Below are 22,137 nucleotides of genomic sequence, written 5' to 3'. Positions count from 1 at the left end.
ACCCAGCGGTCCCGCGGTCGCGACCGACAGCCCGGCGACTGACGCCCTGGCTCCGCAGCGGGCGCCGAGTCTCTGCCGCCGGGCCCTCTCGGAGCCGCCGTTCGGATACCGCTCCAGCGGCCGGCAGCTGCTCACGAGATGCGGCCGCCCCTTGCGCCTGAGGCCGTCAACCCGCTCCGCAGGGGCTGCCCTCTGCCCCTCATGTGCCCGCCGGCCTCCCCGAAGAACACCATGCCCGACCACCACCCCGCCACCCCCACCAGGCCGACCGGCTGCGCGAAGCAGCCGGCAAACACCTGCTCCTGCATTTCGGCCAACACGCAAGCCTGCGCAACGGTCAGGGAATCTTCCCGCCCGACCGAGCCGAGGGCGTCAACGACGCGACCGGGACCCGCTATATCGACGGCCTGCCCGCTCTGTTCTCCGCCCAGCTCGGCTACTCCTACGGGCCCGAGTTCGCCAAGACGGCCGAACAACAGCTCAACCGCCTATCGTTCAGCACGCTGTGAAACACCGCGCACCCCGCCGCCATCGAGCTGAAGGAATCTTTCGGCGAGTCGGCCTTCGAGGCCGACCACGCACCCAACACCAACCGCTACCGCACCACCGACACCGACGAAGACGCGTTCACCCGTCGGCTGCCGACCGAGACCGAAGCGGCGGTGCTGGAGGCCGGCCCGGAGAACGTGGCCATGCTCATCGCCGAACCCGTGCAGAACTCCGGAGGCTGCCTCACGCCTCCGGCGGGCTACCGGGCGGGACTACGGGCGATCCCACTCACGGATCGCTCGCAGGTGCCAGCGGGCAGAAGGACGGAGCCATCCCTACTGGAGCCGTCGCCGGGCGGGTAGTCGGCGTCGTTGCCAACCATGACGCAAAAAGGCATTTGGGAATGCCCAGCTGTGCGATTCTCGGCCGCGCGATGCCCCAGCCGCCCTTCGGACATGCGTCAGAGGGCGCACGTGGTGCCCGGCATGCACACAATGCGCATTGATCTTGTGTTTGTTTCGCGACCCGTGAGCCGCTGACCTGCGGTTTTCTTCGACATGTTTTATGTGGACCTGTTTCTTGTGACGCACCACGCGGAGTGCGTGGCGATTCTGGAGCCGGTGAAGAAGGACGCCTGACCTGGGGTTGCTTCGCGTGTGCGGGAAGGGCGTTGCGTGCGGCCGTTTGTCGACTCCGCTCCGAGAGCGGTTCTGGAGTGCGATCGGTACTGCGTGGCCGATGCGGCACCGAGGGGACGCGGCACGCGCCGGCTCGGTCCGGGGCGCGGAGGTGGCCGGGCGTCGTGCGGTATGCGCCGCCGTATGTCGGAAGAGCTGAACCCCTTGGGGTCTGCGGCCGTACACAGCGTCGAGGTCATCGGCGCTCCAGAGGGGGCGTGTGATGGCCGGTGTTCATCTAGACGGCAACCCGTCGGCCTCCTCGTCAGGACGCCGACGCCACTCCCGAAGGACCGCAGACCCATGACGATGATCAACAGCCCGCTTCCGGAGGGCGACCGCGAGATCGCGGGCGCCGCCCTCCAGGCGACCCTGGTCGACCTGCTCGATCTGGCCCTGGTGGCCAAGCAGGCGCACTGGAACCTGTACGGCCCGCGTTTTCGGTCGGTCCACGTCCAGCTCGACGAGGTCGCCACGATCGCACGCGACCACGCGGACACGATGGCCGAACGCGCGGCTGCGCTGGGAGTGAGTCCGGACGGTCGGGCGGTCACCATCGCGGGCACCAGCGGCGTGCCCGCCTTCCCGTCCGGCTGGACGAAGGACGGCGACGCTGTCGACGCCCTGGTGCGTACGTTCTCCGCGGTCATCGGGAGGGTGCGGGAACGCATCGAGGCGACCGGCCCGGCGGACGCCGTGAGCCAGGATCTCCTCATCGGCCTGACGGCCGAACTGGAGAAGCAGAGCTGGATGTTCCAGGCGGAGAACAGGGCCTGACGAGGTCGGACGCGCGCTGTCGGACAGGGGGTCCGCCGGTCGCCGATCCGGACGTTCCGCACCCTCTTCGATCCCGCTCGCTCGTCTTCTCCCGTTGCTGTCGCAGCTCCCCGAACGCGAGCGGACCGATACGCGGAAGGGCCGGGAGCACGCCGGCACCGCCCGTCCGTGCCGTGACCACAGGCCGAGCACGCCCTGCCTCTCCGATGCCTTGCGCAGGGCCCGCACGGCGCAGAAGGCGCGGCTCTTGACGGTGCCGGGCGGGATGCCGAGGTGCTCGGCCGCCTGGGCCACGCCGCACTCCAGGCAGTACACGAGACGGATGACGGTCCGGGTGCTGCTCCTTCAGCTCCCGCAGCGCCTCCAGCACCGCAGGGGAGGTGATCGTGGACTCCGTGGCCTCCCAGGAGGCGTTGAGGTCCTCGACCGCCGTCAGGTCCAGTGGCCGGACCTGTCGGGCCCGGTGATGGTCGATGACCAGGTTCCTGACCACGGTGAACAGCCACGGCCGGACGTGTTCGCTGCGGGCGCTCGACAACGGGGCGCGTTTCCAGGCGCGCGCCGCGGTCTCCTGGAGGACGTGCTCCGCTCGGTGCCGGTCACCGTCCAGCAGCCGTGCGGCGTACCGGACGAGCAGGGGCCCGTACCGCTCGTAGACGTCTCGCACGAAGGCGTCGTGGTCGGTGTCCGAAGCGACGTGCCGGGCGTGTGCCCGAGTCGGAGCGAGGGCGGCCGTCCCTGCCTCCATGGTCCCGCTCACGGGTGGTGCCCCGTTCTGTTCGAGTGTTCCGCGGCGTGCTCTCCCGCTTGCGCGGGGGAGTGCTCCCCACTCGGCGGGACCCCTTTGCGAACCTTGTCGTCTCCTTGTCGCGCCGCTTGTCGGTCCGTGCCGCCGGTCGTGACCGCTCGGGCCGGAACGGACGCCGAAGTCGCCGGCGTCGGTGAACCGCGGTGCGGCATCGCTCGTAGGAAGCAGTGACGTCCGGGCACATGAAAGCCCTGACCGGGCGTCAGCCCCGTCGGCTGTGGTGGCGGCGGTCGGCAGGGCCGGTCAGGCCCCGGAGCCGTCACCGTCCGGTCCGCCAGGACAAAGCCACACGCCAGTTTTGTTTGCGCACAGCCCAATTGATCGCAATTTGACGTTGTGCCGTTTTCCTCGCCGGAGCCGGTGCGCCTTGCCGGCCCCGCCCCCTCAGGGCGACAGCCCTCGCACAGAAGGACATCGACGATGCGTCTCACCCGACCGACCAGGCCCGCCCGTCTGGTCACCCTGCTCGGCGTCGCGGCCGTGGGCCTTTCCGTCACGGCCGTCACCCTGCCCGGCACGGCCGGCGCGACGCCCCGCCAGCCGGTCCGGCCGACGATCGTGCTGGAGCACGGGGCGTTCGCCGACGCCTCCAGCTGGGACGGGGTCGTCGAGCGGTTGCAGCGCGCCGGCTACCCGGTGGTGGCCGCCGCCAACCCCCTGCGCGGACCGGCCACCGACGCCGCCTACCTGCGCAGCGTCGTCGAGCACATCGACGGCCCGGTGGTCCTGGTCGGCCATTCCTACGGAGGCACCGTCATCAGCCAGGCCGCCACGGGCCTGGAGGAAAAGGTCAAGGCGCTCGTCTACATCGCCGCGTTCCTGCCCGACGCGGGCGAGAACTCGCTGGGCCTGACGAACAAGTTTCCCGGCAGCACCCTTGGCCAGGCCATCGCCCCGGTGAACTACACGCTTCCCGACGGAGCCTCGGGAGCCGACGTCTTCATCAAGCCGGACAAGTTCCACCAGCAGTTCGCAGCGGACGTCCCCGCGGACAAGGCGAGGCTCATGGCCACCGGGCAGCGTCCGATCGCCGCCGCCGCACTGGAGGAGAACTCCACCCGTGCCGCCTGGAAGACGATTCCCTCCTGGTCGCTGGTCACCACCGAGGACCGGAACATCCCCGTGGAGGCCCAGCGCTTCATGTCGGCCCGGGCGCACGCCCGTACGACCGAGATCGACGCCTCCCACGCGGTGTCCGTCTCACACCCCGACGCCGTCACCCGCATCGTGGAGAAGGCGGCCCGTACGGTCCGCTGACCGGGCCCCGCCGACCCGGGCACAGAGGGCCGTTCCGGCGGGCGCTTCCGCGAGCAGAGCGTCCGGTCGAGGGCGCGCCCCCGCGGGGTCCGCTGCGGGGCCGTGACCAAGAGGTCACTGATGCTCCCTGCCTTCCGGTCGCGTCAGCAATCCCTTTTCGGCCAGACCGTGAACCGCGCCCACCCCGACACCGTTTCCAGGGCGGCAGATGCGACACCGGTCGACCGAGGCCGCGGCCCGCGCCGGCCACCCACCACACCCGAGCCACCACCTCGCACCACAACCCCCATCGAGAGGCACCGAACACCATGCCGTTCATCACCGTCGGCCAGGAGAACTCCACCACCATCGACCTCTACTACGAGGACCACGGCACCGGGCAGCCGGTCGTGCTGATCCACGGCTACCCGCTCGACGGCCACTCCTGGGAGAAGCAGGCCGCGGCCCTGCTCGAGGCCGGCCACCGGGTCATCACCTACGACCGGCGCGGATTCGGCCGCTCCAGCCAGCCCACCACCGGCTACGACTACGACACCTTCGCCGCCGACCTGAACACCGTCATGGAGACCCTCGACCTCCACGACGCCGTCCTCGTCGGGTTCTCCATGGGCACCGGCGAGGTCGGCCGCTACCTCGGCACCTACGGCTCGGCCCGGGTCGCCAAGGCCGCCTTCCTCGCCTCGCTGGAGCCGTTCCTGCTCAAGACCGACGACAACCCCGACGGTGTCGACGGGAGCGTCTTCGAAGGCATCAAGCAGGCCGTCACCGCCGACCGGTACGCCTACTTCAGCGCCTTCTACCAGGACTTCTACAACCTGGACGAGAACCTCGGCACCCGGATCAGCGAGGAGGCCGTCCGCAACAGCTGGAACGTGGCCGCCGGCGCCTCCTGGTACGCCTCGCTGGCCTGCGTCTCCACGTGGACCACCGACTTCCGTACCGACATCCGGAAGATCGACGTGCCGGCACTGATCCTGCACGGCACCGCCGACCGCATCCTGCCCGTCGAAGCCACCGGCGAGCCCTTCCACAAGGCGCTTCCGCAGGCCGACTACGTCGTCGTCGAAGGCGCCCCGCACGGCCTGCTGTGGACCCACGCCCAGGAGGTCACCGACGCCCTCCTCGCCTTCCTCGCCAAGTAGGGCCGGAGGCCGGCCCCTCACGGGCCGGGCGGCGACCCGCACGCGCCCCGTCACCGTTCGTCGGTGACGGGGCGCCGCCCTCGGACGCCCGAAGCAGCCGGAGGAGAGGGGCGCGCCGCAGTGAACGCCGTGCCCGAGTCGATGACCGTGCCCCCGGGCGCTCCCTCGCCGTCGGGACGGCGCGGAGGGCGGGCGGACCACCGGAGCTCGCCCCCGTCGTCCCGCGTCCGGGCCCTCCCCGAAGGCGTCCCGGGGCACAGGGCCTCGACGATCCGTCCCCGCAGGAGCAGGGCGATGGCGCGGATCTCACGGGTGGCCTGGCGCGGTTCTTCCAGGCGTGCCGCCTCGTTGACGGCGAACAGGTGGTGCGCGGCGTCGGCGAACGCGGGGCCACGCCACATCTCCAGGGCATTTCGCGCCTCTTCCACGACGCGTTCGGGCCGGCCCTGGTCCATGAACCGGTGCGCCCGGGCAAGGGCCCGCTCGAAGCGCACGGTGTCACGGCTCTCGGGCGGCACCCGCAGGGCGTAGCCCAGGGGCTCGGTGACCAGCACCTCGCAGGTGCCCTTCCGGCGCAGGTGCCGGGGTTCCAGTGACCGGAGTGGCGAGGACACCGTCGTCCCCCTCCCGCACACCACACAGGACATGAGCAGGACGCCGATCGGCACGATCCCTTCGGAGGCGGCCGTGCGCCGGCCGGCTTCCTCGTCCAGGCGGGGCCCGGCCTGCTGGACCGCGGGCACCCGCGCCGCGCAGCCGGTGCAGACGATCTCCGCAGGGGGCGTCCCGCCAGAGGGGCTTCCGGACGGATGCCCCCACCTGCGACGACACCTGAACCAGCAGGACATCCGCTCCGTTGAGTGGTCGAAAGGTCGTCGTCAGGAATGGAGAGAAGACATGGTCCATGTCGAAGGAACGAGCACCGCCCGGTTCGAACCGGTCCGAGCGGCGCTGGCGGCGCACCTGGAGTCCGGCGAGGAACTGGGAGCGTCGATCGCCGTGGATGTCGACGGAGTCATGGAGGTCGACCTGTGGGGCGGGCACGCCGACGAAGCGCGGACCGTCCCGTGGCACCAGGACACACTGGTCAACCTCTGGTCGACCACCAAGACCCTGAGCAGTCTGGCGGCCCTCGTCCTCGTCGACAGGGGAGCACTGGATCTCTACCGCCCGGTCGCGCACTACTGGCCTGAATTCGCCGCCCAGGGGAAGCAGGACATCGAGGTGCGGCATGTTCTGGGGCACACCTCGGGGCTGTCCGGCTGGCAGCAGCCGTTCACCATGGACGATCTGTACGACCGGCCTACCGCCAGCGCCAGGCTGGCAGCCCAGGCGCCCTGGTGGAAGCCGGGCAGCGCCTCGGGCTATCACGTGCAGACCCAGGGACAGCTCGTGGGAGAGCTCGTCCGGCGGGTCAGCGGCCGTACCCTGACCGAGTTCGTCGACACGGAGATCGCCGAACCGGCGCAGGCCGACGTCCAGATCGGCGCGCGTCAGGCCGACTGGCCGCGCATCGCCGAGCTGGTGGCCCCGTCGCCGCTCTCCGGGGTGCCCACCGGCCTCGACCCCGAGGGGATCTTCACCAAGACCTTGCTCGGCAGCCCCGCCAGGGACGAGCACGTCGACACTCCGCAGTGGCGCCGTGCCGAACTGGGCGCCGTCAACGGACACGGCAACGCACGGGGCATGGCCCGCGCCCTCTCCGTGATCTCACGACGCGGCCGGGTGAACGGTGTCCGGCTCCTCTCCGAGGAAACGACGGAGAAGGTCCTCGACGTGCAGGCGGACGGAGTCGACCTGTTCCTGGGCGTCCCCGTGCGCTGGGGCATCGGCTTCGCACTCGCCGATGCGAGGACGATCCCGCACATGCCCACCGGAAGGATCTGCTTCTGGGTCGGCCGGGGCGGTTCGATCGTCCTGATGGACCTCGACCGGCGCGTCACGTTCTCGTACACGATGAACCGGCTGGGCGACGGAATCCTCGGCTCGGAGCGCACCCATGACTACCTCAGGCGCGTCTACGAAGTCCTGGACTCCACCGGCTGAGCCTTTTCGGCGCCGTCTCCCCGGGGTGAGGACCGTGGCGGCGACGTCCGCCGCGCGGTTCGGGCTGCAGCGGCTCCGGCGGGGGACCCGCCGGGGCTTCGGGCGGGTGGAGCCTCGTTCGGCAAGAGGACGGGCCCGGGCGGGTGCCCGGTTCGGCGTCCGTTTCCCGTCACTTTCCGGGAGCGTGTGGACGCGCCTTCGGACGAGGGGCCGACAGCCGTGGAGAGAGATCGCGACCGCGTCCGGAGAAAGGCGTCCACGTGGTGAACGGGAGTGCCTTTCCCCACGTCGTGCTGATGGGACGCGCGTGCGTCCCTGCGATGCCGCCGCGCGCCGTGGCCCTCGGCGGCACCACACCACCATGGAAGGAACAACCCACCAGTGAAGCGCTTCCTCACACGCCTCGCGGTAGTCGCGGCGGCCGGAGCCATGGCCGTTGCGCTGCCTGCTTCGTCGGCGTACGCCATCAACCGCACCGATTGCAATGGATTGGACCTCCTGCTGCTTCACAACGCGGGCGGCTCCCTCTGCTTCGCCAACGCGGGCGTGCAGAGCGTGGCGATCTACGGCGTGGACCGGATCTGGACCGGAGACAACAAGGTCACGTTCGAGTACGTGCCGAAGCTGGGGGCGCCGACGACCAGCGGGACCGTGGACAAGTGGCATTTCGGCAACGTCCCCGGTGAGCCCATCCACAAGATCACGAAGATCAGGATCTGGTAGCGCCCGTCGTCACGGGTGAGGAGGCGGAGGAGGAGGCTCGGTCGGGCTGCAGTTGCCGTTGTCCACACGGCTGCACAGGGACTCTCGTCGAGAGTGACCGCGTGGGCGACGGCCGGGCCGACTGCCCGGCCGGGCACCGCCGCCACGGTGCGGACGTGCAGGTCGTGACCGACCGGCTCGGGCAGGTGCTGTGGACCTCGCCCACCCTGCCGAGCCGGTACCACGACCTCCCCGCGTCCCGCGCCCACCGGATCGTCCGGATCATCCGGATCTGCGAACGCCGAGGGGCCCCGTAGGTTTCGGTCGAAGCCGTTGAAGGCGCCGTCCAGGGGATCGGCGTCGAGGGCGAGGTGGATGCCGTCGGCCTGCGCCGCGTCCCGGGCCGCCTGGAACTCCATGCCGGCCAAGTCCCCGACCGTGACGGTCGCCGGTGTGTCGCCGGTGCGTCGCCGGGGACGGACGGCGAGACCGATGGGGGCGAGGAGGCGGTCGACGAGTCGTTGTCGTCGTTGAACGGGGCGCTGCATCCGCCGCGACGAGAAGCGCAGCCGGCATGAGGCCACAGTCGACGCGGAAGTGCTTCTTGTCCTCCGCCGTCGGCCGAGGCCTCTGGTTCCGGACCGCGTCCGGTCCCCCGCGCCTGAGGACGTCGATCGCGCTGTCGGCGTGTGCCGAGCCGGACAGGAGCGGTGCGGTGATGTCACCCGCTCCGTCCTGACTATGGTGTCAAGTGCCGGGATCCGCCCGGAGGTTGTGCTCGGAGGGTGGGGGAGAATGCGGCGTGGGCGGGTGAAGGGGGCTTCGACTGCCGTGGTGTTGCCTTCGGCGGTGCGGGCGGGGCTCGGGGGGATCGCGGGTCTCGCCGCGGTGGTGGTCGTCGTGCTCGGGGTCCTGTACGCCGGCGACGGTCGGCCCGGTGTGGTGGACGTGCGGGTCGGGGCGGTGGTCGGCGAGGCGGTGTCGTCCCGGCGGGACGTCGCCCTGGGGCTGGACCTCCTGGGGGAGCCCGTGGGCGCGGCCGTGCTCGTCCTGGTCGCCGTCGTCGGGTGCCTGGTGCTCGGGTGGCCTCGGGCCGCCGTGTTCGTCGGTGTCGGGGTCGGTGCGGCCGTGGTCGTGGCCCGGCTGCTCAAGTTCCTGGTGGGGCGCACCATTCACGGGGACAACCTGTCGTTCCCGAGCGGGCACACCGCCTTCCTCACCTCCTTCGTCCTCGTGGTGGCGTTGCTCGTGGTCGGGCGGTTCGGGCTCGGCGGGGCGGTCGGCACGCTGTGCGTGTTCACCGCCGCGCTCGTCGCCGGCGTCGCCATGGGCTGGGCGCAGGTCGTCCTGGGCGCGCACTACCCGACCGACGCCCTCGGTGGCTGGTGCACCGCGCTCGCGGTGGTGCCGGTGGTCGCGTGGGGCGTCGATCGGGTCGTCGGCTCCGGGCGGTGAGGTCGCGTCACGCCCGGCGGCGGAAGACCGGTTTCACCGGCCGGCCCGCCAGCCAGGGGGTCGGGTCCCCGGCGTCCAGGGCCTTTCGGTACACCGCGCAGGCCTGGGCCACCGCATCGACGGTGTGGTCGATGTCGGCGTCGTCCAGCGCGCTGCTCACCACGAACGACGGGGCCAGCACCCCGCCCGTCAGGAGTCCGCGCAGGAACAGGGTGCGGTACTCCTGCGAGGGCTGCCCGTTCTCGTCGAGGGTGGCGAAGACCAGGTTGCTGGCCCGGCCCCGTACGACCACGTGGTCGCCGACTCCCATGGCGGTCGCCGCCGCGCGGACGCCGGCGGCCAGGCGCTCGCCGAGGGCGTGCAGGCGGGCGGTGACGCCCTCTTCCGTGTAGGTCGTCTGTACCGCCATCGCGGCCGCCAGGGAGTGGGTCTCCGCGCCGTGCGTGGTGGAGAGGAGGAACACCCGGTCGTCGGAGTGGCGCAGGCCGCCCCGTTCCATCAGGTCGCGGCGCCCGGCGAGTGCGGAGACGGCGAAGCCGTTGCCCAGGGCCTTGCCGAACGTGGAGAGGTCGGGGACGACCCCGTACAGGCCCTGGGCACCCGCCTCGGACCAGCGGAAACCGGTGATCATCTCGTCGAAGACCAGAACGCAGCCGTGCCGGTCCGCGAGGGCGCGCAGGCCCGCGAGGTAGCCGGGCGGGGGCTCGGTGTGGGCGGCGGGTTCCAGGATCAGGCAGGCTATCTCGCCCTCGTGCCGGGACAGGAGCTGTTCCGTCGCGGGCAGGTCTCCGTACGGGAACGTCACCGTGAGGTCCGTGGCGGGGATCCCCGCCGACATCGGTGTCGTGCCGATGAACCAGTCGTCGACGGAGAAGAACGGGTGGTCGGCGCAGAGCGCCACCCGCGTGCGCCCGGTGACGGCGCGGGCCAGGCGTACCGCCGCCGTGGTGGCGTCCGAGCCGTTCTTCGCGAACTTCACCATCTCGGCGGTCGGGACGGTGGCGAGGAAGCGTTCCGCCGCCTCGGCCTCCAGGATCGACGGCCGGACGAAGTTGCTGCCCCGGTCGATCTCCCGCCGCACCGCCTCGACCACGCGCGGGTGGGCGTGGCCGAGACTGACCGAGCGCAGGCCGGAGCCGTACTCGACGTAGCGGTTGCCGTCGACGTCCCACACGTGGGCGCCGCGGCCGTGGCTGATGACCGGCGCCAGGTTCTCGGGGTACTGGTCGTCGCCCTTGGCGTAGGTGTGCGCGCCCCCGGGGATCAGGGCGTGCAGGCGCTCGTTCGCCTTCCGCGACCTGGGGAGCCGGAACTCTTCGGTGTCCACGCCGACCTCACCCCTCTCCGTGCTTCAGGACCTCGGAGAGGCTCGGCGCCTCCCGGTCCCGCCGGGACACCGACGTGACGGGCAGCGGCCAGGGGACGGCGAGTTCCGGGTCGTCGAAGGCGATCGTCACGTCCTCCGCCGGGTCGTGCGGGCGGTCGATCCGGTACGAGGTGTCGGCGGTCCCGGTCAGCGCCTGGAAGCCGTGCGCGCACCCCGCCGGGATGTACAGCGTCGTCTGCGTCTCGCCGGACAGTTCGAAGAAGGCCCGGTTCCGGTAGGTCGGTGAGTCGGCCCGCAGGTCGACGACGACGTCGAAGACCCTTCCGTACGAGCAGCGCACCAGCTTGGCCTCCCCCTTGCCCGAGCGCAGGTGCAGCCCGCGCACCACGCCCCGGACCGAGCGGGACAGGCTGTCCTGGACGAAGGCGTCCGGGTCGATGCCGACGGAACGGACCACGTCGGCGTCGAAGGTGCGGCAGAAGAAGCCGCGTTCGTCGGCGTACGGCGTCGGTTCGAACAGGTACGCGCCGGCGATCTCGGGGACTTCGGTCGCTTTCATGGAGCCTTCCGCGAGGTGGGGGTGGTGGTCGGGAACAGGGCCGCCGTCAGGGCGGTGAACTGGCGGTCGAGGCGCCGGGCGGCGGTCTCGTTCCGTTCGGCGAGCGTCCGCCGCAGTTCCGCCGAGCGCTTCCCGAGGTCCCGGAACTGTTCGAGCAGCAGGTCGGCGTCGACCTCGCGCGCCGGATGGCAGTACTCGCCGAGGCCCATCTCCGCCATGAGGGCCTCGCTCTTCGCCGCGTAGGTGACCGCGAGCACCGGGGTGCCCGCCTTCAGCGCGCAGATCAGATTGTGGTAGCGGATCGCCACCGCCGTGTCGGCGGCCGCCATCTCCCTCGTCAGGTCCGCCAGCGAGGCCGTCCGGGCGGCGGTGACCAGCGGCGAGTCCACCGCGTGGAGGATCGCGGTGACCACCGTCGCGTCGACGGCGTCGCCGGTGAGCAGCCGGACCGGCCTGCCCTCCTCGACCAGCGCGCGGACGAAGCGGATCGTCCCGTCGAGATAGCGCCGGTGGATCTCCTCGGCCCGGGCACGGTCGTCGTTGCCGCCGTGGAAGGCCATGACGCCGACGCAGACCAGCCCCGGCGGGCCCGCCGGGGGAGCAGGCGGCGCCGGCAGGGAGAACGCCAGGTCCGGGTGGACCTCGTCGCGCGCGGTGTCCACGCCCATCGCCCGCAGGGCGTCGCGGGACTGGGCGTCCCGGTACGACCGGTGGGCGGCGAGCCGCGCCGACCAGCGGACCAGGGCCCGGGTCGGCCGGTCGCGGATCGCGGCGGCGCCCACGCCGACGAGCGCGACCGGGGTGCCGAGGAGCCGGCCGGCCGCGCAGAGCAGGAACAGCGAGTACGGGAAGCCCCACGGGCGCAGGGGCAGCGTGGCCTCCAGGACGCCCATGCCCGGGACGATCACCACGTCGTGCCGGCGCACCCAGGCGGCGGTGCGGAAGACGTCGACGAGCTTGCCCAGGCCCTTCCCCGCGACCGCGCCCGCGCGCGACGCGGTCCGGTACTCCCCGCGGTACCAGTGGAGGCGGGTCGCGGGGATCCCGAAGCGGGCCGTGACCGCTTCGGGGCCGCCGCAGAGCGCGTCGACGACCGCCCCCGGGTGTTCGGCGCGGAGGTAGCCGAGCACGGCCTCCAGCGACCCGTCGTTGCCGAGGTTGCCGGAGCCGAGCAGGCCGAAGACCCCGACGCGTACGGCGGTCACCGCAGCCTTCCCTCGCGCCCGGCGACGAGGTCGTCGACGGAGACGGCGAGCCGGGCCGGGTCGACCGGCGCGCGGTCCTCGACCCGCTCGCCGGCACCCGGCCGGGCCCGGCTGGACATCCACGCGGCCAGGTGGCCGTAGCAGGCGCGCCGGTCGGCCGCCGACAGCGGCGCCCGCCGGATCGCCGACACGAAGCCCAGGACGTACTCGGCGAGCAGCCGGGGCGTCGGGTGCAGCGGGCCCGCCCGGCGCGGGTCCAGGTTGACGCACCGGGAGCGCTTCGAGGGGTTCGCCCGCTCGGCGCGGGCGGGGTGGTCACGGCGGAAGTACAGCAGCTCCGGCACTTGGTGGAAGGGCCCGTGCAGTCCGAGTTCGGAGACGAACGTGCGGTCCGCGTGGTGGTAGCTGTCCATCGGCTTCACCCGGCGCAGCACGTCGGCCCGGACCACCCCGTAGAAGTCGTCGCCGCCGGGCTCGAACAGCATGCTGCGGAAGCGCTCCGGCGCCCGCCGGGAGGCGGTGGCCAGCGTGTACTCGTACGGGACCTTCACCCGGCCGTCGGCGTCGACGACCGCCTGGTCGGCGTGGGCGAGGATCGCCTCCGGCCGCTCGTCGAGCGCCTCCACGCAGCGCCGCAGCAGGTCGCGCGCGTACAGGTCGTCGTGCGAGGCCCACTTGAACAGTTCGGTGCGGCACTCGGCGAACAGCCGGTTGTGGTTCGGCGTCGCGCCGATGTTCCGGGGCAGCCGGTGGTAGCGGACGCGCGAGTCCCGCGCCGCGTACTTCCGGCAGATGTCCTGGGTCCCGTCGGTCGAGGCGTTGTCGGAGACGACCAGCTCGAAGTCCTCGTAGGTCTGGCCGAGCAGGGCGTCGAGCGATTCGGCGAGGTACTCCTCGCCGTTGTACACGGGCAGGCCGATGGTCAGCCTGGGGCGGGCGGTCATGAGGTCCTCACTTCGGGGATGGGGTTCCGGTGGCGCTCGCGCAGGGCGGAGCGCAGCTGCAGCCACCACACGGCCGAGCCGGCGGCGGTCGCGGCGGCGACGCCCCAGGCCGAGCCGACGGTGCCGGACACGACGGCCCCGCCGAGCCCGCCGGCGACGTAGCAGGCGGAGGCGAACAGCTGGACGCGCAGGCTGAGCCGGGCCGCGCCGAGCGCGCGCAGCCCGGCCGCGGCGCCGGTGCCGAGGCCGGCGCCCGCGACGCCGAGCGCGGCCGGCACGATGAGCTCCGAGGCGGAGGGCCAGACGCCGCCGAGCACGAGCTCGCCCAGCCGGTCCGGCACGAGCAGCAGCGCCGCGCCCCAGAGCAGCGCGGCGACGGCCTGCCCGCCGCCGAGCAGGAGGCAGAACCGGCCGAGGCGGTGCGGGGCCCTGCGCAGCACCCGGGCCGCCTCCGCGACGGTGACGAGCGACAGCCCCATCAGCAGGGCGAGGAACGGGCCGAGCAGGAGTTCGGCGCCCCGGACCGCGCCCACCGCGCCGACTCCGACGATCACGCCGAGCCCGTACGAGCGCAGCTGGCCCGCGCCGCTGAGGCTGCCGTTCTCGACCAGGTACCGGTAGCCGAGGTCGCGCTGCTCGCGCAGCCACCCGCGCGCCCCGGCCGGCCGGGGCCGGACGCCGGACTGGAGCAGGCCGTACCCCGCGGCGACCGCGGCGGACGCGCCCCAGGCCAGGACGAAGGCGCCCACGCTGCCCACGCGGGCCGCCACCACCATGGCGGGGACGAGCGCGACGCCCCACACCAGGTCGTTGACGAACGCCTTCCGTCCGGCACCGGCGGCGAAGAAGGCGAACCGCCAGGCGTCCTGGAGCAGCAGCCCCGGCAGGACGACGCCCAGGCAGGCGAACGCGGCCCCCACGCCGCCGCCGAGGGCGAGCCCGGCCAGCAGGCACACCGCGCCGACGGCGGCGCCGACGGCGAGCGCGGCGCCCGTCGACCGGGCCGCCGCCCCGCGCCAGGCCGTGTGCGGCACGCCGCTGAAGCGCACCACCAGCGGATCGGTGGCGAGCCCCCGGGAAGCGCCGAGCACCACGCCGTAGGTCACCCACGCGAGGCTGAACACGCCGAAGGCGGTCACCCCCAGCGAGCGCGCCACGTAGAACCCCACCACGAAGTTGGACATGCTGGAGGCCGCCTGGTCGGCCAGCCCCCAGGACAGCCGGCCGACGACGGCCCGCCGGACGGACCGGGCCGGTGCCGTCGCCCTCTCCTCCTCCTCGGTGGTCATCGGCGTCATGCCTTGATCAGCCCGGCCGCGCCCAGGGCGTCGGCGGCGGCGGCGACGGTGTCGAACGGCAGCCCGGACCGCTCGGCGACGTCCAGCAGATCGTGCTCGCCGTCGGAGAGGTTGAGCACCCAGAGCATGGCCATCTGGGCCTGCTTGGTGTCGCTGCGGCCGCCGAGCGCGTCGTACAGCCCGCGCCGGCCCAGCTGCGGTTCTCCGTAGGGGCTGAGGTTGAGGTACCGCCGGTTGCGGTCGAGGACGGCGAACGCCTCGCGGCAGACGGCGAGGGTGTCCGCCATCGCCTCCGGGGCGACGAAGTCCGGGTTGTCCGCCGAGGTGTGGTATTCGGGATAGCCGGCGTACGGGGTACGGGTGAGCGAGCCCACGCCGAGGTCGAAGCCGGGCGAGCAGAACTGCCGCTCGTCGTAGCCGTACGGGGTGAACCCGACGATGTCGTGCGGCCGTCCGGAGGCTTCGAGCACGTGCCGCATCACCCGGTCGATCTCCGCGTCGCCGCGCCGGCTCCGCTTGTACGTCAGGCCGCCCCGGTCGCCGGCGCAGGCCAGCACGATGCCGTGCTTCACCTGGCCGATCCGCTCCTCGTTCCGGGCCAGCCAGGTGATCGCCCCGATGGTGCCGGGCGCGAAGAGGAACCGGTACGTGTAGTACGGCGTCCCCTCCGCGAGCGCCCGGGCGAGGAACGTCGCCACCGCGATGCCCGCCAGGTTGTCGTTGGCCAGCGACGGGTGGCAGACGTGGCAGGAGACGATCACCTCGTCGGCGACCTGTCCGGGGACCACGTGCTCGGCGTAGGTGAGGTGGCCGTCGGCGAGCGTGGAGTCGATCCGCACCTCGTACTCGCCGTCCGGCAGCGCGTCCAGGGTCTCCTGGGCCAGGCAGAAGCCCCACTCCGGCTTGTAGTAACTGGTGCGGTACGGAACCAGCTCCGGCTGCTCCGGCAGGGTGTGCAGGTGCCCGCGCAGCTCGCTCAGCGGCATGGTCGCCGAGACCGGCACGCTGTAGCCGAGCACGTGCAGGCTGGACGCGGCGAAGTCGACGACCCGCCTGCCGGCGGGGTCGGCCACGTACGCGTCCCGGACGTTCCACTCCTGCGGCACCGTCCAGTCCAGCACCCGCGTCCCGGTCGGCACCTCGTGCACCTGGAGCGGGACGTACTCCCCGACGATGTCCAGGGTGGCGCGCACCCCGTCGCCGGTGATGCTCCGGCAGAGCGGGTACATCCGCTCCACCAGAGCGTGCATCTCCTCGCCGACCGCGGTCACCGGCGCCACCGCAGGGTGCCGTCGACGGCGCCGGTGTCGGAGGCCGCGCGCAGCACGGCGAGGCGGGTGAAGCGCCGCTCGAAGTCCTCCCTGGTCAGACCGTGCTCCCGGTAGGCGTCGGCGAGTTCGAGGGCACCCCGCTTCACCGTCCACTCGCAGTCGAAACCGGGGATCGCGGCGCGGAACCGGGAGAAGTCCACCCGGTACGACCGCGGATCGGCGCCGGTCTCGCCGGTGATCCGCACCTTCGCGCCGTCCACCGCCTCGGCGACCTGCGCGGCGATCTCGGCGACCGTGACGTTGTTGGCCTCGCTGCCGATGTTGAACGCCCGGTCGTGCACCGCCTCCCGGGGCGCCCCGAGAGCGGCCGTGAAGGCCCGGGCGATGTCGGCGGCGTGCACCAGCGGACGCCAGGGAGTGCCGTCGGAGAGCACCAGCACCTCGCCGGACAGCAGCGCGTGGCCCACCAGGTTGTTCAGCACGATGTCGGCGCGCAGCCGGGGGGAGTGGCCGAAGGCGGTGGCGTTGCGCATGTACACGGGGGTGAAGTCGTCGTCGGCCAGGGCGTGCAGGTCGTCCTCCACCCGCACCTTCGACTCGGCGTACGGGGTCACCGGCCGCAGCGGGGCGTCCTCGGTCACCAGCTCGTCGCCGCCCGCCGCCCCGTAGACGGAGCACGTCGACGCGTACAGGAAACGCCTCACCCCGGCCTCGCGGGCCAGCCGGGCGAGGCGCACGGACGCGTGGTGGTTGATGTCGTAGGTGAGCTCGGGCGCCAGCGACCCCAGCGGGTCGTTGGACAGCGCGCCCAGGTGGACCACGGCGTCCACTCCGGCCACGTGCTCGGCCGTGACGTCGCGCAGGTCCACCCGGTGTCCCGGCGGGTCCGCCGGCGCCGGGCCGAGCACGCAGTCGGCGAACAGGCCGGAGTCGAGCCCGACGACCTCGTGCCCGGCGGCGGCGAGGACGGGAGCCATGACGGTGCCCAGGTAGCCCTGGTGTCCGGTCAGCAGTACGCGCAAGGTTCAATCCCCCAGGTCGAGAGTGAGTTTGGTGACGGCGAACGCCTCGGCGTAGCGCGCGTGGCATTCGATGCCGCGGATCCGGGCGAGGCCGAGGAAGGCCTCCCGGTCGTACCAGGGCCGGTGCCGCTGCGAGGGGTAGTGCTCCTGCAGCAGCCGCACCTTCTCCTCGGCGATCTCCGGTGACAGCGGCTGGTACGCCACGGGGCGGCCGAGGTCGGCGTCCCACTTGACGATCTCGTAGCCGAGCACGAGGTGGTCGCGGAACGCGGTGGACATCAGCTTCGCCAGGGTGCGGTGGTCCTGGTGCGCGTCCTCGGTGCGCGGGGCCAGGATCAGGTCCGGTTCGGTCCGCCCGCGCAGCTCCTCGACCGCCGCCTTGGCCTCCTCCCAGTGCGCGGGCAGCCGGCCGTCCGGCAGCTTGAGCACGGTCAGCCGCAGGTCGGCGCCCGGGCAGAAGGCGGCGAGGGCGGCCCGCTCCTCCTGCTCCCGCTCGCCGCCGCCGCCGGAGAGCACCAGCGCGTCGACGCGGACGCCCGGCCGCGCGAGGCACAGCGCGAGGAGCGTCCCGCCGGCGCCGATGGCGATGTCGTCGCAGTGCGCGCCCACCGCGACGATCCGGTCCAGGCGCCCGGCACCGAGGCGGATCAAGCGGTCACCTCCGCGCCGTCCCGCTCCCACACGGCCCACGGGCGGTCGCCCCGCGCGTAGGCCTCGTCGAGCGCGGCCCGCTCCTTCACGGTGTCGGTCGGCTTCCAGAAGCCGCGGTGCCGGTACGCCACCAGACGGCCTTCCTTGGCCAGGCCGGCGCAGCCGTCGGCGACCAGGTCCCCGCCCTCCGGTATGTGGTCGAAGACCTCCTGGCGGAGCACGAAGTAGCCGCCGTTCTCCCACAGCGGCAGTTCGCTGACGGCGGTGATGCCCCCCACGAGCCCGTCCTCGCCCAGCTCCACGCAGTGGAACGAGGACTGCGGCGGCACCACCGTCATCGACGCGCCCGCGTCGCGCCGGGCGAACCGGTCGATCATCTCCGGCAGCGGCGCGTCGGTGAGCACGTCGGCGTAGTTGGCGAGGAACATCTCGTCGCCGTCCAGGTGGTGCCGGACCCGGCGCAGCCGCTCACCGATCGGCGACTCGATGCCGGTCTGGGCGAACGTGATCGTCCAGTCGGATATGTCGGTGGACAGCAGCTCGGTCCGGCCGCCGCGCAGCACGAAGTCGTTGGACGTCGTCTCCTCGTAGTTGAGGAAGAACTCCTTGATGTGGTGCGCCCCGTACCCGAGGCACAGGATGAACTCCGTGTGCCCGTAGTGCGCGTAGTAGCGCATGACGTGCCAGATCAGCGGGCGCGGGCCGACCATCGCCATCGGCTTGGGCACGTCGTCCGCGGCGCCGTTCCGCATCCGCATTCCGTAACCGCCGCAGAACAGGACGACCTTCATGCTGTGACCTCTTTCGCGGGCACCTCGACGACGCTGAGTTCCGGGACGGGGAAGACGAGACGGCCGCCCCAGTCGCCCACGAAGGACAGCTGCTCGACCAGCTCGGCCCGCAGGTTCCACGGGAGGACGAGGACGTAGTCCGGCCGGTCGGCGGCGATCCGTTCGGGCGGCAGGATCGGGATGCGGGTGCCCGGGGTGAACCTGCCGTGCTTGTAGGGGTTGCGGTCGACCGTGTACGCGAGCAGGTCGGGCCGGATGCCGCAGTGGTTGAGCAGCGTGTTGCCCTTCCCGGGGGCGCCGTAGCCGACGACCGTCTCGCCGCGCTCGGCCGCCTCGATGAGGAAGCGCAGCAGGTCCCGGCGCACCTTGGCCACCCGGTCGGAGAACTCGGCGTACCCGGACAGGTCCTGGAGTCCGGCCGCCTTCTCCCGGTCGAGGACCTCGGCCACACGCGCCGTGGGCTCGCCGGCCACCTCGGTCGGCCGGGCCCACAGCCGGACGGAGCCGCCGTGCGTGGGCAGCAGCTCGACGTCCACGAGCGCGAGTCCGCCGCTCGCGAGCGCCCGGGCCGCGGACGCGACCGTGTAGTACTGGAAGTGCTCGTGGTAGATCGTGTCGTACTGGTTCTCCTCGATCAGGGTCAGCAGGTGCTGCACCTCGACGGAGACCCAGCCGTCGTCGGCGACCAGGGCGCGCAGCCCCCGGGTGAAGCCGACGACGTCGGGGATGTGCGCGTACACGTTGTTGGCGACGACCAGGTCCGCCGGGCCGTGCTCCGCGCGGACGGCCGCGCCCGTCTCCGGGCTCAGGAACGCGGTGACCGTGGGCACGCCCGCCTCCCGCGCCGCGGCGCCGACGTTCACCGAGGGCTCGACGCCGAGGCAGCGGATCCCCCGGTCCACCACGTGCTTCAGCAGGTACCCGTCGTTGCTCGCGACCTCGACCACGAAGGAGCCGTCGCCGAGGGCGAGCCGCTCCACGGCGCCCGCGACGAACGTGCGCGCGTGCTCCACCCAGGAGGTCGAGTACGAGGAGAAGTACGCGTACTCCTCGAAGGTCTCCTCCGGCGTGATCAGCGGAGGGAGCTGGGCGAGCCAGCAGTCGGTGCAGACCCGCAGGTGCAGCGGGTACGCGGGCTCCGGCCGGTCCAGTTCGTCCGCGGCGAGAAAGCTCTCGCACGGCGGCGTCGCCCCCAGGTCGACGACGCTCGTGAGCGCCGCCGAGCCGCAGAGTCGGCATCGTGTCATCTACTGCCCCCCATCGATTCCGCCCGCACCGCGATCGCGGTGCGGTACTCCTCCAGCAGGCGCTCCAGCCCGACGGCCGGGCTGAAGCACTGCTCGTACCGGCGTCGGGCCGCGAGCCCCATCTCCCGGTTCCGGGCCGGCGCGGCCGTGATCCGGCGCAGACGGTCCGCGAGCGAGGAGGCCTCGCCCGGCCGGTGCAGCAGCCCGGTCACCCCCTCGTCGACGAGTTCGACGAAGGCGCCGTGCCCGGCGGCGACGGCCGGGACCCCGGCCGCCATCGCCTCGGCGACCACCAGGCCGAAGGTCTCCCTGGCCATCGAGGGAGCCACCACGGCGACCGACCGCGCGACGGCCCGCCGGCACTCCTCCGGGTCGTACAGACCGACGTACCGCACGTCGTCCCGGCCCTCCGCCCAGGCGGCCACCTCCCGCTCCAGCGGTCCCGCACCGGCGAGGACGAGCGGCACGCCCGCCCCGCCGTCCGCCGCGAGTTCGTCCCACGCGGCCATGAGCAGCAGCACGCCCTTGGGCTCCGCGAGCCGCCCGAGGAAGAGCAGGTGCTCGCCGGCGCCCGTCCGGCAGGCGCCCGGGTCGGGCACGAAGTTGTGCTTCACCGCGAGCCGTTCGGCCGGCATGCCGGACCGCACCAGGAGGTCGCGTTGCGCCGCGGAGATGCAGAGGAACCGCTCCACTCCGGACCACCACCGCCGCCGGTTGACCGCCAGGCTGACCGCGAGCGGGACCGTCGCGAGCCGGGAGTTCCGGTAGCAGCCGTGTCGGACGGCGGGCAGCGCCGCCGTCGACCCGACGCACTCGGTGCACGGCCGGCCGTCCCGGTGCAGCGTGCCCGGCGGGCAGACCTGGGTGTAGTTGTGCAGCGTGGCGACGACGGGCACGCCGGCGTCGGCGCAGGCGGCGATCACCGCCGGCGACAGGAGCGGGAAGACGTTGTGGACGTGCACCACGTCCGGCCGGTCGGCGCGGAGCCGGGCGGCGAGTTCCGTGCGGACCGCCGGGTTCCACGGCACGAGGAGCGGCACCGCTGCCTTGCCGAGGAGGGACCGGCCGGCGATGTCGTCGCTGCGCCGCTCGAACAGGTCGACCCGGTGGCCGGCCGCGCGCAGCAGCGCCACCTCCTCGTCGACCACCCTGTTCTCCCCGCTCGGCTGCGCCGAGGAGTAGCGGTTGTGCACCACCAGGACATGCATGCTCAGGTCACCTCCGGGCCCATCGCGGGACACGTCGTCGGGGAATGTCGGACCTCTGACGGGGAATGCCGGCCGCCGGGAGCGGCGCGGCCGCGGCGGGCGCCGCGAGCAGCGAGGCGGCCAGGGCCAGATGCAGCAGATACGCCGAGGCGTCGCCGAGGCCCACCTCGGTGTACGACGAGATCGCGCAGTAGCTGATCAGGAAGATCGCGCAGGCCCTCGACAGCGACGGCGGCCGCAGCAGCGCGATGCCGCCGAGCGCGAGGAGGAACGCCGCCACGACGGCGACGCCGAGCAGCCCCTGCTCGTTGTAGACGGCCAGCCAGCTGTTGTCGATCGGCAGCCCGTCCCACGACTTGTCGCCCAGGCCCAGGCCGAAGACCGTGTCCCCGGTCGTCCGGGGCGCCGAGAGGAGGGAGTCCCACACCTTCGCCCGGCCGGTGAGGTTGGAGAAGTTCTCCTGGCTCTGCCCGCGCAGGAACCAGGCCCGCAGCGCGGAGCCGAACACCACCGCGGCCACCGTCGCGCACAGCACCGCCCAGGTGAAGAACCTGCGCGCGGCGGCACTGGTCAGGATGAGCGAGCCGATCGCCAGGACCAGACCGATGACCATGCCGAGCGTCGCCGTCCGGGTGTGGGTCATGGCGAGCAGCACGAACGACGGCACGATGACCACCGCCGCGCCGGCCGGGGTGGTCCGGCGGCCGAGGAGCAGCAGCACGGAGAGCCCGATGATCACCGCGGAGTACTGCCCGATCTGCGGCGGCGTGAGCGGCCACAGCGCGCCCACGAGACGCCCGCCGTAGTACTCGGGCATGGCCGTGCCCGGCGAGACGACCAGGCCGGCGGCCACCAGGACGAGCACCGCGAAGTACCACCGGATGTGGTGGTGGACGAACCGCGGACTGCCGTCCCACCAGCGGCTGAGCAGCCACAGCGTGCCGACGAAGAGCGCGAGCCGCGCGCAGCGGAACAGCGCGCCCGCCCCGGCGTCCGCACTGGAGATCAGGCTCGGCACGAGCAGCAGGGTCAGCAGGAACAGGAACGCGCTGGGCCGGATCCGCAGCTGCCGGTTGACCGTGAGCGCCAGCGTGAACGCGCCGACCAGCGCGCCCATCGTGACCATCTGGATCAGGGAGCGGGGGATCGGGACGATCGTCTTCGCCCCGGCGGAGCCCAGCACGTTGAGCGCGAGGAGCGCCCAGGCGATCCCGACCGCCCTGGGGGCGTGCTCCGTGCCCGTCTCGATGTCCGTGCGCAT

General features: G+C 72.6%; 20 protein-coding genes and 2 pseudogenes. 8 read left to right on the top strand and 14 right to left on the bottom strand.

Annotated features, from left to right (window positions below):
- Positions 1-203 precede the first annotated feature (203 nt).
- The gene (locus IE180_RS36675) at positions 204-509 is read left to right on the top strand and encodes a hypothetical protein (protein ID WP_229860805.1); all 306 of its coding nucleotides are present in this window, start codon (positions 204-206) and stop codon (positions 507-509) included.
- 960 nt (positions 510-1,469) lie between these two features.
- Positions 1,470-1,943, top strand: coding sequence for a Dps family protein (locus IE180_RS24075; protein ID WP_190159035.1), 474 nt, complete (start codon positions 1,470-1,472; stop codon positions 1,941-1,943).
- 511 nt (positions 1,944-2,454) lie between these two features.
- Here IE180_RS24075 and IE180_RS37570 read toward each other — a convergent pair.
- Positions 2,455-2,691, bottom strand: a pseudogene (locus IE180_RS37570) (sigma factor); the annotation flags it as partial.
- Between the two features lie 480 nt (positions 2,692-3,171).
- Between IE180_RS37570 and IE180_RS24065 the strand changes: the two are divergent.
- Together IE180_RS24065 and IE180_RS24060 are read left to right on the top strand one after the other, a co-directional pair.
- A complete protein-coding gene (locus IE180_RS24065; RefSeq protein WP_190159034.1) occupies positions 3,172-4,008 on the top strand; it encodes an alpha/beta fold hydrolase in 837 nt (278 codons plus the stop codon).
- 308 nt (positions 4,009-4,316) lie between these two features.
- Positions 4,317-5,150 (top strand): alpha/beta fold hydrolase, encoded by an 834-nt coding sequence (locus IE180_RS24060; protein ID WP_190159033.1) that lies wholly within the window; start codon positions 4,317-4,319, stop codon positions 5,148-5,150.
- A 50-nt stretch (positions 5,151-5,200) separates the two neighbouring features.
- Here IE180_RS24060 and IE180_RS36670 read toward each other — a convergent pair whose 3' ends face one another.
- Complete coding sequence (locus IE180_RS36670) at positions 5,201-5,764, bottom strand: AfsR/SARP family transcriptional regulator (RefSeq protein WP_229860804.1); 564 nt, start codon at positions 5,762-5,764, stop codon at positions 5,201-5,203.
- A gap of 283 nt (positions 5,765-6,047) precedes the next feature.
- Between IE180_RS36670 and IE180_RS24050 the strand changes: the two genes are divergently transcribed.
- The 4 genes and pseudogenes from IE180_RS24050 to IE180_RS24035 all read left to right on the top strand — a co-directional run bounded on the left by IE180_RS24050 (position 6,048) and on the right by IE180_RS24035 (position 9,353).
- Positions 6,048-7,196, top strand: a complete 1,149-nt coding sequence (locus tag IE180_RS24050; protein ID WP_190159032.1) for a serine hydrolase domain-containing protein — start codon at positions 6,048-6,050, stop codon at positions 7,194-7,196.
- Positions 7,197-7,685: 489 nt separating this feature from the next.
- Positions 7,686-7,919, top strand: coding sequence for a beta/gamma crystallin domain-containing protein (locus IE180_RS24045; RefSeq protein WP_229860803.1), 234 nt, complete (start codon positions 7,686-7,688; stop codon positions 7,917-7,919).
- 77 nt (positions 7,920-7,996) lie between these two features.
- Positions 7,997-8,212: pseudogene (locus tag IE180_RS24040) on the top strand (IS5/IS1182 family transposase); the annotation flags it as partial.
- 481 nt (positions 8,213-8,693) lie between these two features.
- Positions 8,694-9,353: a phosphatase PAP2 family protein gene (locus IE180_RS24035; RefSeq protein ID WP_190159030.1), complete on the top strand. Its 660-nt coding sequence runs from the start codon at positions 8,694-8,696 to the stop codon at positions 9,351-9,353.
- A 7-nt stretch (positions 9,354-9,360) separates the two neighbouring features.
- Here IE180_RS24035 and IE180_RS24030 read toward each other — a convergent pair whose 3' ends face one another.
- From IE180_RS24030 to IE180_RS23975, 12 genes are read right to left on the bottom strand one after another with little or no spacing between them, the layout of a single operon-like run.
- Entirely contained in the window at positions 9,361-10,680 is a 1,320-nt protein-coding gene (locus tag IE180_RS24030) for a glutamate-1-semialdehyde 2,1-aminomutase (RefSeq protein ID WP_190159029.1), read from the bottom strand.
- Positions 10,681-10,687: 7 nt separating this feature from the next.
- Positions 10,688-11,239 (bottom strand): dTDP-4-dehydrorhamnose 3,5-epimerase, encoded by a 552-nt coding sequence (gene rfbC, locus IE180_RS24025; protein WP_190159028.1) that lies wholly within the window; start codon positions 11,237-11,239, stop codon positions 10,688-10,690.
- Entirely contained in the window at positions 11,236-12,444 is a 1,209-nt protein-coding gene (locus tag IE180_RS24020) for a polysaccharide pyruvyl transferase family protein (RefSeq protein ID WP_190159027.1), read from the bottom strand. Before IE180_RS24020 ends, rfbC begins: the two co-directional genes overlap by 4 nt.
- Positions 12,441-13,388, bottom strand: coding sequence for a glycosyltransferase family 2 protein (locus IE180_RS24015; RefSeq protein WP_190159026.1), 948 nt, complete (start codon positions 13,386-13,388; stop codon positions 12,441-12,443). Before IE180_RS24015 ends, IE180_RS24020 begins: the two co-directional genes overlap by 4 nt.
- Positions 13,385-14,677 (bottom strand): MATE family efflux transporter, encoded by a 1,293-nt coding sequence (locus IE180_RS24010; protein ID WP_190159191.1) that lies wholly within the window; start codon positions 14,675-14,677, stop codon positions 13,385-13,387. The genes IE180_RS24015 and IE180_RS24010 overlap by 4 nt, the downstream gene beginning before the upstream one ends.
- 5 nt (positions 14,678-14,682) lie before the next feature.
- The gene (locus IE180_RS24005; protein WP_190159025.1) at positions 14,683-15,966 is read right to left on the bottom strand and encodes a DUF4910 domain-containing protein; all 1,284 of its coding nucleotides are present in this window, start codon (positions 15,964-15,966) and stop codon (positions 14,683-14,685) included.
- Positions 15,954-16,979, bottom strand: a complete 1,026-nt coding sequence (locus tag IE180_RS24000; protein ID WP_190159024.1) for an NAD-dependent epimerase/dehydratase family protein — start codon at positions 16,977-16,979, stop codon at positions 15,954-15,956. The genes IE180_RS24005 and IE180_RS24000 overlap by 13 nt, the downstream gene beginning before the upstream one ends.
- 3 nt (positions 16,980-16,982) lie before the next feature.
- Positions 16,983-17,630 carry a PIG-L deacetylase family protein gene (locus IE180_RS23995; protein WP_190159023.1) on the bottom strand — a complete coding sequence of 216 codons (648 nt, stop codon included), beginning with the start codon at positions 17,628-17,630 and terminating at the stop codon, positions 16,983-16,985.
- A complete protein-coding gene (locus IE180_RS23990) occupies positions 17,627-18,421 on the bottom strand; it encodes a glycosyltransferase family protein (protein WP_190159022.1) in 795 nt (264 codons plus the stop codon). The genes IE180_RS23995 and IE180_RS23990 overlap by 4 nt, the downstream gene beginning before the upstream one ends.
- On the bottom strand, positions 18,418-19,668 hold the full coding sequence (locus tag IE180_RS23985) for a class I SAM-dependent methyltransferase (protein WP_190159021.1): 1,251 nt from the start codon (positions 19,666-19,668) through the stop codon (positions 18,418-18,420). The genes IE180_RS23990 and IE180_RS23985 overlap by 4 nt, the downstream gene beginning before the upstream one ends.
- Positions 19,665-20,876, bottom strand: coding sequence for a glycosyltransferase (locus IE180_RS23980; protein ID WP_190159020.1), 1,212 nt, complete (start codon positions 20,874-20,876; stop codon positions 19,665-19,667). The genes IE180_RS23985 and IE180_RS23980 overlap by 4 nt, the downstream gene beginning before the upstream one ends.
- Before the next feature lie 7 nt (positions 20,877-20,883).
- Positions 20,884-22,137 (bottom strand): O-antigen ligase family protein, encoded by a 1,254-nt coding sequence (locus IE180_RS23975; RefSeq protein ID WP_190159019.1) that lies wholly within the window; start codon positions 22,135-22,137, stop codon positions 20,884-20,886.

This window comes from Streptomyces litmocidini (genome assembly GCF_014649755.1).
Taxonomy (GTDB): Bacteria; Actinomycetota; Actinomycetes; order Streptomycetales; family Streptomycetaceae; genus Streptomyces; species Streptomyces litmocidini.
The sequence above is the reverse complement of the archived record's forward strand: the minus strand, read 5'-3'. Positions and strand labels throughout refer to the sequence as shown.